The organism is Falsiroseomonas oryziterrae (assembly GCF_021864505.1).
Lineage (GTDB): Bacteria > Pseudomonadota > Alphaproteobacteria > Acetobacterales > Acetobacteraceae > Falsiroseomonas > Falsiroseomonas oryziterrae.
In genome coordinates, this window is the sequence record NZ_JAKJIB010000101.1 from 1 (window position 1) to 11978 (window position 11978).

General features: G+C 72.9%; 11 protein-coding genes. 6 read left to right on the forward strand and 5 right to left on the reverse strand.

Going from position 1 to position 11978, the window contains the following annotated elements; all coding sequences use genetic code 11:
* The first annotated feature begins 231 nt into the window (after nucleotides 1-231).
* From L2I40_RS10485 to wecC, 3 genes are all read left to right on the forward strand, one after another.
* Nucleotides 232-1101: a LysR family transcriptional regulator gene (locus L2I40_RS10485; RefSeq protein WP_237214853.1), complete on the forward strand. Its 870-nt coding sequence runs from the start codon at nucleotides 232-234 to the stop codon at nucleotides 1099-1101.
* Between the two features lie 107 nt (nucleotides 1102-1208).
* Nucleotides 1209-2420: a non-hydrolyzing UDP-N-acetylglucosamine 2-epimerase gene (gene wecB, locus L2I40_RS10490; protein ID WP_237214854.1), complete on the forward strand. Its 1212-nt coding sequence runs from the start codon at nucleotides 1209-1211 to the stop codon at nucleotides 2418-2420.
* On the forward strand, nucleotides 2417-3664 hold the full coding sequence (wecC, locus tag L2I40_RS10495; protein ID WP_237214855.1) for a UDP-N-acetyl-D-mannosamine dehydrogenase: 1248 nt from the start codon (nucleotides 2417-2419) through the stop codon (nucleotides 3662-3664). The genes wecB and wecC overlap by 4 nt, the downstream gene beginning before the upstream one ends.
* A gap of 16 nt (nucleotides 3665-3680) precedes the next feature.
* Here the strand turns inward: wecC and glmS are convergent, their stop codons facing one another.
* Nucleotides 3681-5504 (reverse strand): glutamine--fructose-6-phosphate transaminase (isomerizing), encoded by a 1824-nt coding sequence (gene glmS / locus L2I40_RS10500; RefSeq protein WP_237214856.1) that lies wholly within the window; start codon nucleotides 5502-5504, stop codon nucleotides 3681-3683.
* A 184-nt stretch (nucleotides 5505-5688) separates the two neighbouring features.
* Here glmS and L2I40_RS10505 point away from each other — a divergent pair, with 184 nt between their 5' ends.
* Together L2I40_RS10505 and L2I40_RS10510 are read left to right on the forward strand one after the other, a co-directional pair.
* Nucleotides 5689-6945 (forward strand): MFS transporter, encoded by a 1257-nt coding sequence (locus L2I40_RS10505; RefSeq protein ID WP_237214857.1) that lies wholly within the window; start codon nucleotides 5689-5691, stop codon nucleotides 6943-6945.
* 3 nt (nucleotides 6946-6948) lie between these two features.
* Nucleotides 6949-7596, forward strand: a complete 648-nt coding sequence (locus tag L2I40_RS10510) for a trimeric intracellular cation channel family protein (protein WP_237214858.1) — start codon at nucleotides 6949-6951, stop codon at nucleotides 7594-7596.
* Nucleotides 7597-7659: 63 nt separating this feature from the next.
* Here L2I40_RS10510 and L2I40_RS10515 read toward each other — a convergent pair whose 3' ends face one another.
* The 3 genes from L2I40_RS10515 to L2I40_RS10525 form a co-directional block, all read right to left on the reverse strand.
* Nucleotides 7660-8025, reverse strand: coding sequence for a hypothetical protein (locus tag L2I40_RS10515; protein WP_237214859.1), 366 nt, complete (start codon nucleotides 8023-8025; stop codon nucleotides 7660-7662).
* 61 nt (nucleotides 8026-8086) lie between these two features.
* Nucleotides 8087-9196, reverse strand: a complete 1110-nt coding sequence (locus tag L2I40_RS10520) for an alanine racemase (RefSeq protein WP_237214860.1) — start codon at nucleotides 9194-9196, stop codon at nucleotides 8087-8089.
* Nucleotides 9193-10377, reverse strand: coding sequence for a threonine synthase (locus L2I40_RS10525; protein WP_237214861.1), 1185 nt, complete (start codon nucleotides 10375-10377; stop codon nucleotides 9193-9195). Before L2I40_RS10525 ends, L2I40_RS10520 begins: the two co-directional genes overlap by 4 nt.
* Nucleotides 10378-10424: 47 nt before the next feature.
* Between L2I40_RS10525 and L2I40_RS10530 the strand changes: the two genes are divergently transcribed.
* Entirely contained in the window at nucleotides 10425-11534 is a 1110-nt protein-coding gene (locus tag L2I40_RS10530; protein WP_237214862.1) for a M20/M25/M40 family metallo-hydrolase, read from the forward strand.
* A 10-nt stretch (nucleotides 11535-11544) separates the two neighbouring features.
* Here the strand turns inward: L2I40_RS10530 and L2I40_RS10535 are convergent.
* A partial coding sequence (locus tag L2I40_RS10535; protein WP_237214863.1) for a hypothetical protein occupies nucleotides 11545-11978 on the reverse strand: 434 nt, incomplete at its 5' end.

Consider the following 11978-nt stretch of genomic DNA (forward strand, 5'->3'; position numbering starts at 1 on the left):
GGGGCCGAGCGCCGCGGCCAGCAGCCCGAAGCCCAGGCCGAGCGGATCCGGCCCGGCGAGCACGAGCCAGAGCGCGAACAGGGCGGCGCCGCGCGCCAGGGCGGCCTTCGGAGCGGCGACGGGAGGCGGCGGGGACGCGGCACGCACCGCGGCACCATAGCACCGCCGGCTTGCCTGGGCGTCGCAGCATTGTGCGCGGTGTTCCCGCCCGCCGCTTGATCCGGCGGCATCTTGCGCGCCAACTGCGCGGCGATGCGCCTGCCCGACCTCGACCTCGACCTTCTCCGCTGCTTCGTGCTGGTGGCGGAGACGCGCGGCTTCACCGCGGCCGGCGAGGCGCTCGGGCTGACGCAATCCGCCGTCAGCCTGCGCATCAAGCGGCTGGAGGAGATCGTCCGCCGCCCGCTGCTCGAGCGCACGACGCGCAGCGTCACGCCGACGCGCGAAGGCGAGATGCTGCTCGGCTACGCCCGCCGCCTGCTCGCGCTCAATGACGAGGCGGTGCGGCGTCTTGCGGCGCCGCCGGTCGCCGGACGGCTGCGCCTCGGCGTCGCCGACCACTTCGTGCCACGCAGCCTCGCACCGATCCTCGCCCGCTTCGCCCGCACCTACCCCGAGGTGACGCTGGAGGTGGAGGTCGGCCGGTCGCACGAGTTGCGCGCGAAGCAGGCGGCGGGGCACCTCGACCTCGTGCTTGGCAAGCGGCGCGACGGCGAGACGGCGGGAACGCCGATCTGGACCGAGCAGGTGGTCTGGGCGGCTGCACCGGACTGGACGCCGCCCGCCGACCGCCCGCTGCCGCTCGCGCTGCTGCCGGAGGGCTGCCTGTTCCGCGAGCGCGCGCTTGCCGCTCTCGCCCGTGCCGGCCTCGGCTTCGAGGCGGTGTTCACCTGCGACAGCCTCCTCGGTCTCGCGGCCGCGGCGCAGGCCGGCTTCGCGCTGACCGTGCTCGGCCGCTCCGGCTTTCCGCCGGGACTCGTCGAGGTGCCCGGGCTTCCCGAGCTTGGCATGGTGGAGATGGCCGTGTTCGGCGATCCCGCCGGGCGGCACCAGGTGGTCGAGCCGCTCGTCGGCTTCATCCGTGAGAGCCTGAACGGCTGAGGGCGCGCCGTTTCACGGTAATTTACGGTTGAATATCGGGATGGCATCAAACACCCTTGGCGCGAGCGGGGAATGATCCTGCTCCGTTGAGCGAAGGCAGACTGGCCATGCAGACGCCCGGCCCCTCGGGCCGCGTGATGCTCGTCTTCGGCACGCGGCCCGAGGCGATCAAGATGCTCCCGGTACTCGGCGAGTTGCGCCGCCGCGGTCTCGCCCCCTTCGCACTCTCGACTGGCCAGCACCGCGAGATGCTGGACCAGGCGCTGGCCGCCTTCGGGGAACGCTGCGACGAGGATCTGGACCTCATGGCGCAGGGCCAGGAGTTGCCCGATCTCCTCGCCCGCATCCTGCTCGGCGTCGCGGCGGTGCTGCAGCGCGAGAAGCCGCCGCTGGTGCTGGTACATGGCGACACCACCACGGCACTCGCCGCCGCGCTGGCCGCCTTCCACCTCCGCATCCCGGTCGGCCATGTCGAGGCCGGGCAGCGGAGCCGGGACCTCGCCCGTCCCTTCCCGGAGGAGTTGAACCGCGTCGCCGTCGATGCGCTGGCGACGCTGCGTTTCGCCGCGACCGACGACGCCGCCCGGAACCTGCGGAGCGAGTACAACGCCGCCGCCCGCATCCACGTGACCGGCAACACCGGCATCGATGCGCTGCTGAACGTCGCGGCGCGGCTCGCCTCGAGCGCCGATGCGTCGGAGGCGCTGGTGCCGGGGCTCGACCCGCGCAAGCGCGTGGTGATGGTCACCGCGCACCGGCGCGAGACCCTCGGCGAAGGCCTGGAGGGAATATGCGACGCCGTCCGGGCCCTCGCCGCGCGCGGCGATGTCGAGATCGTCTGGCCGCTCCACCGCAACCCGCTGGTGCGAGGACCCGTGCGCCGACGTCTCGCGCAGCGTCCCGGCATCCACCTCCTCGATCCGCTTGGCTATCGGGAGATGGTCTGGCTGATGTGCCGTTCGACCCTGCTGCTGACCGACAGCGGCGGCCTGCAGGAGGAAGGACCGGCGCTCGCCAAGCCTGTCCTCGTGCTGCGCGACGTGACCGAACGGCCGGAAGCCGTCGCGACCGGGGTCGTGCGGCTCGTCGGCACCGACCCGCGCCGCATCCTCGCGGAGGTCGAGGCGCTGCTCGACGATCGTGCCGCCTATCGCGCGATGGCACGGCATGCCTTCCCCTTCGGCGACGGCACGGCCGCACGGCGCATCGCCGATGCGATCGAGGCCTGGACGGAGGAACAGGCGCCCGCGCCGCGCGCGATGCCGCCCTGGTTGCCGCGCATTCCCCAAGGGGTCCTTGAACAGGTGGCCGCGCGGTGAGCTTCCGGGTCTGCGTCCACGGCCTCGGCACCATCGGCCTGCCGACCGCGGCGTTGCTGGCCGAGGCCGGGCACGACGTCACCGGCTGCGACATCGCGGGCAACGTCGTCCGGGCCGTGAATGCGGGCCGTGCCGCCTTCCACGAGCCCGGTCTCGACGAGCTCGTGGCGCGCGGTGTCGCAAGCGGACGGCTGCGCGCGGCAGCGCGCCCGGTGCCGGCCGAGTACCACATCATCGCCGTGCCGACGCCCTTCGCGGAGGAGCATCGCCCCGACCTCTCCTGCGTCGAGGCGGCGGTGGATGCGGTGCTGCCGCTGCTGCGCGCCGGCAACACGTTGATACTGGAAAGCACCGTGCCGGTAGGCACGACGGAGCAGCTCGCCGCACGCATCGCGGCGGCGCGCCCCGACCTCGTCGTGCCGAAGCCGGGCGCGGCCGCGCGGCCGGGCAGCATCCATCTCGCGCACTGCCCGGAACGCGTGATTCCCGGCCGCGCGCTGCAGGAACTCACGCAGAACGACCGGGTGGTGGGCGGCCTCGGCGCGGGCTGCGCGCATCGTGCGGCCGATCTCTATTGTGACATGGTGCGCGGCCGCATCGCGCTGACCGATTGCCGGACGGCGGAGCTCGTGAAGCTCGCCGAGAACGCGTATCGCGACGTCAACATCGCCTTCGCCAACGAGCTGGCGGCGATCTGCGGCCGCTTCGGCGTGGAGCCCTGGACCGCCATCGCGCTCGCCAACCGCCACCCGCGCGTCTCGATCCTGGCGCCCGGCGCGGGGGTGGGCGGCCACTGCATCGCGGTGGATCCCTGGTTCCTCGTGCATGGCGCGCCGGAGGAGGCCCGGCTGATCCGCACGGCGCGCGAGGTCAACGGCGCCGTTCCGCCGCGTGTCCTGCGGCGCATCCGCGACGCCGCCGCGCGCTTCGAGGTTCCGCGCATCGCCTGCCTCGGCCTTGCCTACAAGCCGGATGCCGACGACCTGCGCGAGAGCCCGGCGCTCGGCATCGTGCAGGACCTCGCGCGCGACGGCCGCGAGGTGACGGTCGCCGATCCCTTCCTGCGCGGCCTGCCGCCCCCGCTCGCGGCGCTGCCCAACGTGGTGCTGCGCGACGCGGCGGAAGCCGTACTGACCTCCGACGTGGTCGCCGTGCTCGTCGCGCACACGCCCTTCCGCGGCCTCGATCCCCGCCTCTTCGAGGGCAAGCAGGTGGTGGACGCGGTCGGGCTGCTCGCCGGCTGAGGGCGCCGGCCCGCGCCTACTCGACCGTGACGCTCTTCGCCAGGTTGCGCGGCTGGTCGACGTCGGTGCCCTTGAGCACCGCGACGTGATAGGCCAGCAGCTGCACCGGGATGGCGTGCAGGATCGGCGCGGAGAAGGCGCCGACCGTCGGCAGCTCGATCACGTGCTCGGCGAAGCGGCGCAGCGGCGCCGCACCCTCGGCGTCCGTGAAGGCCATCACGCGCCCGCCGCGCGCCGCCGCCTCCTGCAGGTTGCTCGCCGTCTTCTCGAAGAGCGGGCCCGAAGGGCACAGCGCGATGACCGGGACCTCCTTGTCGATCAGCGCGATGGGCCCGTGCTTCATCTCGCCGGCCGCGTAGCCCTCGGCATGGATGTAGCTGATCTCCTTCAGCTTCAGCGCGCCTTCGAGCGCGATCGGGTAGAGCGCACCGCGGCCGAGGAACAGCACGTCGCGGGCCTTCGCGACCTCCGCAGCCAGCGCCCGGATCTGCGCGTCTTTCTCGAGGATCTCGGCCGCATGCGACGGCACCTGCAGCAGCGCATGGGTCAGCCGCGCCTCGTCGGTCGCGTCGAGCTGGCCGCGCGCGCGGCCGAAGCCGACGGCAAGGCAGGCCAGCACCGCGAGCTGTGCCGTGAAGGCCTTGGTGGAGGCGACCCCGATCTCGGGTCCCGCGACGGTCAGCAGCGCGGCGTCGGACGCCCGCGCCATGGTGCTCTCCGGCACGTTGACGATGGAGAGGATCTTCTGCCCGCCCTCCTTCAGCAGCTTGAGCGCAGCCATGGTGTCCGCCGTCTCGCCCGACTGCGAGACGAGGATCGCCGCGCCGCCTTCGGCGAGCGGGGGATCGCGGTAGCGCAGCTCGCTCGCGACATCGGCGTCCACGGGGATGCGCGCCAGCTTCTCGATCCAGTAGCGCCCGACATGCGCGGCAAGGAAGGCGCTGCCGCAGGCCGTCATCGTCAGGCGCGACACAGTGGCAGGATCGAAAGGCAGGCGCGGCAGCCGCACCGCCAGCGTCTTCGGGTCGAGATACTGGCGCAGCGTGTCGCCGAGCACCGCCGGGTGCTCGTGCAGCTCCTTCTCCATGAAGTGCCGGTAGTTGCCCTTGCCGACCACCGCGCCGGAGACGGCGGTCTGCACCACGGGCCGCTCCACCGGCGTGTCGGCGGCATCGAAGAAGCGCGCAGCGTCGTCGGTGAGCGCGACCCAGTCGCCTTCCTCGAGATAGGCGATGCGGCGCGTGAGCGGCGCCAGCGCCAGCGCGTCGGAGCCGAGGAACATTTCGCCCTCGCCGAAGCCCACCGCGAGCGGCGCGCCCTGTCGCGCGCCGAGCAGCAGGCGCGGATGGCCGGCGAAGACGGCGCCCAGCGCGAAGGCGCCGTGCACGCGCTTCAGCGCCGCGGCGAAGGCCGGTATGGGCTCCATCCCCTCCGCAAGCAGGCTGTCCAGCAGGCGGACGAAGGTCTCGGTGTCGGTCTCGGTCTCGAAGCGTGCGCCCTTGGCTTCCAGCTCGGAGCGCAGCTCGGCGTGGTTCTCGATGATCCCGTTGTGCACGACGGCGACGCGGGCGGTCGCGTGCGGGTGGGCGTTGCGCTCGGTCGGCGCGCCATGCGTCGCCCAGCGCGTGTGGCCGACGCCGGTGGTGCCCGGCAGCGGTTCCGCCTCCAGCACGGCAGCGAGATTGCCGAGCTTGCCCTCGGCCCGGCGGCGCGCGATGCCGCCGTCGAGCAGCGTCGCGATCCCCGCGCTGTCGTAGCCGCGGTATTCCAGGCGCCGCAGCGCGTCGAGCAGCAGCGGTGCCGCCTGCTCGCGGCCGATCACCCCGACGATGCCGCACATGGTTGCTCTCCTCGCCCGGCTTGCGCGGCTCATGTAGCCCCGTCGGAGCAGGCCGCAAACGCAAGCCGGATTCATGGGCTGTTTCAGTGTCTTGCAGCCGCATGGGAGGGTCCCACAGCCGCGCATTGACCGGCGCCCCACCCCGGCGCAGCTTGCCCACCTGCCCCCAGGAGCCTGCTCCGGCATGGCCGAAGCCCCGCCCGCACCGACGTCGCAAAGCCCCTTCGGTGGCGCGTCGCGCGACGCGCGCATCATCGCGCTGATCGGAACCGGCCACTTCCTCAGCCATTTCTACATGCTCTGCCTGCCGCCGCTGTTCCTGGTGTGGCGAGAGGAATTCGGCGTGTCCTACGCCGAGCTCGGCCTGGCGGTCGCGCTGATGAGCGCCGTGACGGCCGCGTTGCAGACGCCTGTGGGCTTCCTCGTGGACCGCTACGGCGCGCGGCCCTTCCTGGTCGGCGGTGTCCTGCTCATGGGACTGTCCATCGCCGCGATGGCTGCCGCCCCCGGCTACTGGGCGATCCTGCTGCTGGCCGTGCTGTCCGGCGTCGGCAATTCGGTGATCCACCCGGCCGACTACGCGATCCTCGGCGCCTCCATCGACAAGGCGCGCATCGGCCGCGCCTTCGCCCTGCACACCTTCACCGGGAATCTCGGCTTCGCCTTCGGCCCGCCGGTGGTCGCCGCGCTGCTGCTGGTGATGGACTGGCGGTCGGCGCTGGCGATCCTCGGCCTGCTCGGCGCGCCGGTGGCGCTGGCTATCCTGTGGCAGAGCCGGATCCTCCAGGACCAGGGGCGACCGCGGAAGCAGGAGGCGGCGATGACGGGACGGGAGTTGCTGCTCTCGCGCCCCATCCTGCTCTTCTTCGGCTTCTTCCTGCTCTCCGCGATGGCGGGCACGGCGATCCAGGCCTTCGTGATCACCGTGCTCGGCAAGCTCTGGGGCACGCCGGTCGCCGTCGCCTCGCTCGCGCTCACCGGCTACATGGCGGGCGCGACCGGCGGCGTGCTGGTGGGCGGCTGGTTCGCGGACCGCTACCGAAACCACCTGGCCTTCATCGTCGGGCTCACGGTCGCCGCGGCGGCGCTGCTGCTTGCGCTCGGGCTCGTGCCCATGCCCGAGATCCTGCTGCCGGTGGTGGCCTGCCTCGCGGGGCTTGCCCTCGGCGCCTCGCGCACGCCGCGCGACGTCATGCTCAAGGAAGCGGTGCCACCCGGGCAGATGGGCAAGGTCTTCGGCTTCGTCTCCTCCGGCCTGCCGCTCGGCGGCGCGATCACGCCGGTGCCCTTCGGCTGGCTGATCGACCTCGGCCTGGCCTGGATGGTGCTGCCGGCCGCAGCCGGCCTGCTGCTGCTCTCGCTGCTCTGCATGGGCAGCGCCCAAGGGGCGGCTGCACGCGCAGCGCGCCAGGCCCGGCCCGGCCCGGTGCCGGCGGAGTAGCATTTGGAGCCGCTCGACACCGCCCTCCGCTGGCTCGACTTCGTCGGCATCGCGGTCTTCGCCGCATCCGGCGCGCTGGTGGCAAGCCGGAAGCAGATGGACGCCGTGGGCTTCGTACTGATCGCCGTCGTCACCGGCTTCGGCGGCGGCACGCTGCGCGACCTGCTGCTCGGCCGGGTGCCCGTCTTCTGGCTGGACCGGCCGGAACTGATCGCCGTCGCCGCCGGGTCGGCGCTGCTCGTCTTCTTCACCGCGCATCTGGTGGAGAGCCGCTTCAAGGCGCTGCTCTGGGCCGATGCCGTCGGGCTCGCGCTCTACGCCGTGGTCGGGACCGAGATCGCGCTGCTCGCCGGCGCGGATGCCTGGGCGGCGGTGACGCTCGGCGTCATCACGGGCGTCGGCGGCGGCATCCTGCGCGACGTGATCTGCGCCGAGATGCCGCTGATCCTCCGGCGGGAGATCTACATCACCGCCGCGGCCGCAGCGGCTCTCACCTATGTCGCGCTGCGCCTCGCGCCGTTGCCGCGCGACGTCGCCGTGGTGGCCGGGATCGCCACCGGCTTCGTCATCCGCGCCGCCGCCATCCAGCGCGGCTGGTCGCTGCCGCCCTATCGCGGGCGGCCCGCGCGCGATTATCCGGACCGCCGCTAGCCCCCGATCGTCCTGGCCGTGAGCACCGCGGGTGGCCACGGTCAGGGCTATTCGGGTCCAGGCTCACGAACAGCGCGCCGCCTCGATCCAGAGCAGCTGGCGCTCGGCAGGCAGGATATGCGCCTCGCCCTCGATGATGCGGCGCGAATCCAGGGCCGAGACGCGGCTGTACCGCATCGCCATGCCGTCCTCCTCGATCCGCCAGGCGCGGACCGGCAGGGCGCGGCAGAAGACGAAGAGCCTCACCGACAGCAGGCCGCCGCCGTCGGCCGCCAGCAGCAATCGCGCCGTCCCCGCATCGCCGCGCAGCGATGCGGTGCGTCCGACCCACTCCTGGAAGGGCGGGATGACAGTCGGCCCGGCACGCCCGATGGCGGGGGACAACAGCAGCGGCAGGGCGAGCAGGGCACGGCGAGAGGGGGCGGACATCGGGGCCTCGTGCTGCGCAGCAGCATAGATGCCAGCCCGGAACGACGGCGTCTCCGCCGCATTACCAGTAGTTCACGCGCTCCCAGGTCGCCACGAGGCGACCCTCCTCCAGCACGTGGTAGTGCGGATGCGCCGCAGCGGTCAGGCAGGCGTGGTTGGGCGCGATGCGCACCCGGGACCCCACCGGCAGGCGCGCCAGCGGCAGCGAGCCTTCGGCGGCGCGGACCTCGCCATGTTCCTGGTGCACGCGGGTGACGACCGCATCGCCGAATGTCGGGCGCCCCTCGAGGTCGAGGACGCGGCCGAACTTCCAGTCACGCGGCGCCGCCTCCGTGCTCCGGTCCTTCGAGAGCGCGAGAGCCCCGGCGTCCAGCAGCACCGCGTTGCGCTGCGGGTAGCGGCCGATGACCGAGGCGAGCACCGTCACCGCGATGTCGTCCAGCGGATGCGTCGCGAGCTGCGCCTGCATCAGGTCGCCGAACATGTAGACGCCGGCGCGCACCTCCGTGACGCCGTCGAGCCGTGGCGCGTAGAGCGCGGTGGGCGAGGCGCCCGCCGAGACGATCCGCACGCCGTGCCAGGCGCCGCGCAGCCGCTCGGCCGCGGCGACCACGCCGGCACGCTCCGCCTCCGCGATGGCCGCCATCTCCCCGACGCTGCGACCGGCATAGGAATGGCCGGAGTGCGAGATCACGCCGGCGAGGCGACGCCCTAGCACGGCCGCAATGGCGAGAAGCAGGTCCGAACTCGGCGGCACGCCGGCGCGGCCCTCGCCCACGTCGACCTCGATCAGCGCCTCGAGCGGGCCGGCGTGCCGCGCGATCTCGACCGCCGTCTCGAGGTCGTCGGTGATGATCTTCACCTCGGCACCTTCCGCATTCATCGCGGCGATGGCGTCGAGCTTCGACGGCACGATGCCGACCGCGTAGATCTGGTCGCGGAAGCCGTGATCGGCGAAGTAGCGCGCCTCGGCCAGGGTGCTGACGGTGATCGGCCCCTTGCCGGGTGCCGCAAGATCGGCGACCTGCGCGCTCTTCGCCGTCTTCATGTGCGGGCGCAGCACCACGCCGGGATGCCGCGCCACCGCCTCTGCCATCCGTGCCACGTTGCGGCGCAGGATCTGGAGGTCCAGCAGGAGACAGGGCGTCGGCAGGTCGAGCAGGCCGGTCACAGGGCGAGTCCCAGCATCTGCGCGTAGCGCGGCGTCGACTTCAGCCCCGTGCCGGTCAGCACGACGACCGTCGTCTCGCGCGCCGCGATGCGCCCGCCCGCCCGCAGCTTCGAGAAGGCGGCGGCTGCCTGCGCGCAGGTCGGCTCGACATAGAGCCCGCCGCGCGCAAGGGCGAGCGCAGCCTCCGCGATCTCCGCCTCGTCGAGCAGCACGGCGCCGCCCTCGCTCTCCCGCAGGGCCTGGAGGCATTCGGGCAGGCGCAGCGGCTGTGCGATGGCGGTGCCCTCCGCGATGGTCGGTTGCGCCGCGACCTGCGGCAGGCCGAGCGCGGCGCGCGCGATCGGCCCGCAATTGGCGGGCTGCGCGGCGAAGATGCGCGGCAGCCTTGCGACATGGCCGGCGCGCAGCAACTCGCCGAAGCCGATCCAGAGGCCGAGCACGTTCGAGCCCGCGCCGCAGGGCACGATCACGTTGTCGGGCGCTCGGCCGAGATCCTCCCACAGCTCGTAGGCCAGCGTCTTGGTGCCCTCGAGGAAGAAGGGGTGCCAGTTGTGGCTGGCGTAGAAGATCTCCGCCGACTTCGCGAGCGCGGCATCGGCGCAGTCCTGGCGCGAGCCGGGGATCAACTCGATCGCCGCGCCGGCGGCGCGCGACTGCACCGTCTTGGCGGGGCTGGTGGAGGCGGGGACGAAGATCGTCGCGCGCATCCCGCCGGCTGCCGCATAGGCGCTGACCGCCGCGCCGCCGTTGCCCGAGGAATCCTCGAGCACATGCGCGATGCCCTGCTCACGCAGCAGCGAGAGCATGACCGACGCGCCGCGATCCTTGAAGCTGCCGGTCGGCATGAACCATTCGCACTTCATGAGCGCGGTCCCGCCGGCCAGCGCACGCTCGACCAGCGGCGTGCAGCCCTCGCCCATCGCGATCGGGGCGCGGGGCGCGAAGGGCAGCGCGGCGGCGTAGCGCCAGATCGACCGGGTGGAGGAGGCGATCTCGTCGCGCGCAGGCGCGCGGCGCGCGGTGAGCAGCAGCGGCTCGCGCGCGTCGCCGCACCAGCGCGGCACGTCGAGCGGCCAGGTCCGTCCGCTGCGGGGATCCAGGTAGCTCTGCATCGGTCCGAAGTTGTGACCGAGCGCCGTGCGGCGGGCAACGGCGACGGCATCCCAACCGGTTGATTTCACGCACGCGGTGCTTGCCGGGACAGGCTGCGCCGGCGAGTGTCCGGCGCATGGTCGACCCGTCCCATCCCGTGCTGCGCCTCGCCGCCGACCTCATCGCGATCGACAGCCGGAGCTTCGTCTCGAACGTGACGATCGCCGAGCGGATCGAGGCCGAACTGTCCGGCTTCGAGCTGGAGCGCATCGACTACCGCGACTCGGCTGGCGTGGCGAAGCGCGCGCTGGTCGCGCATCGCGGGCCGCGCGGGGGCCATGCGCTCTCGGGGCACATGGACACGGTGCCCGCGACGGGATGGGAGAGCGATCCCTGGACGCCGCGGCTCGATTCGGCGGGCCTGCTGCACGGCCTCGGAAGCGTCGACATGAAGGGGCAGGTCGCGGCGATGATCGTCGCTGCGCGCGCCGCGGCCGCGCATGTCCCGGTGACGCTTCTGATCACCGCCGACGAGGAGACCACGAAGCAGGGCGCGCGGCTCGTCGCCACCGACAGCGCGCTCGCCCGCTCGCTCGGCCTCGCCGGCATCATCGTGGCGGAGCCGACGTCGCTGGCGCCGGTGCGCGGCCACCGCAGCCACATCGGCTTCACCGCGACGGCGCGCGGCGTGCAGGCGCATTCCTCGACGGGCAAGGGCGTGAACGCGAACTGGGCGCTGCTGCCCTTCCTGGACGCGATGGCGCGCATCCAGGCGCGGCTGCGCGAAGATCCGGCGCTGCAGGATCCCGGCTACGACCCGCCGGTCTCCGACTTCAACCTGATCCTCGACAATCACGGCACGGCGCTGAACGTGACGCCGGCACGCGCGACCGCGCACATCAAGTACCGCTACAGCGCGCGCATCGACCCCATGGTCGTGGCGGGCGCAGTGCGGGAGGCGGCGCGGCACGCGGGGATCGAGCTGCAGGAGCAATGGGAAGGCCCGCCGCCGGAGCTGCCGGCCGACCATCCGCTGGTCGCGCTCGGCGTCGGGCTGACCGGCGAGGCGCCGCGCACGGCACCCTACGGCACTGACGCCTGCGAGCTTAACCGGCTTGCGCCCTGCCTGATCCTCGGGCCAGGCGACGTCGCGATGGCGCATACGCCGCAGGAATGCGTGCCGACGGAGGAGCTGGTCCAGGCAGTTGCGCTGTTCGGCCGCGTGCTGGAGGCGGGAGCGGGCTGAGCAACGCAGCTCAGGGCATGCGCAGGAAGACTGTCGCGACTGCGTCGGCATGCACGCGCCGCCAGCCCGCTGCACGCGACAGTTTTTGGGCCGCCGCCGAGCCGGAGGGCACGAGCGCCCAGGCGATCTCGTGGCGGTCGAGCAGGGCCTGGAAGGCCGCATCGTCCGGGCCGCGTTCCGCGGCGTAGAGCTCGGTGGCGAAGCCGCGATGGAAGAGCTGGTCGTTCCGGCCGTCGATGAAGGTCGGGATGCCGCGCCAGATCAGGTAGCCGCCGTAGTCATGCGCGTTGAACACCCGCCCCTGCGCGCCGGCCGCCAGCGCCGCATCGAGCGCGGCAGTCGGCGTGACGTTCGGCGGCGGGGCCGGGCGCAGCAGCAGGCCGAGCGCCACCACGAGGAGGCCGAGCGCGGCGAGGCCGACGGGCGCGGCGCGCCAGCGGCCGA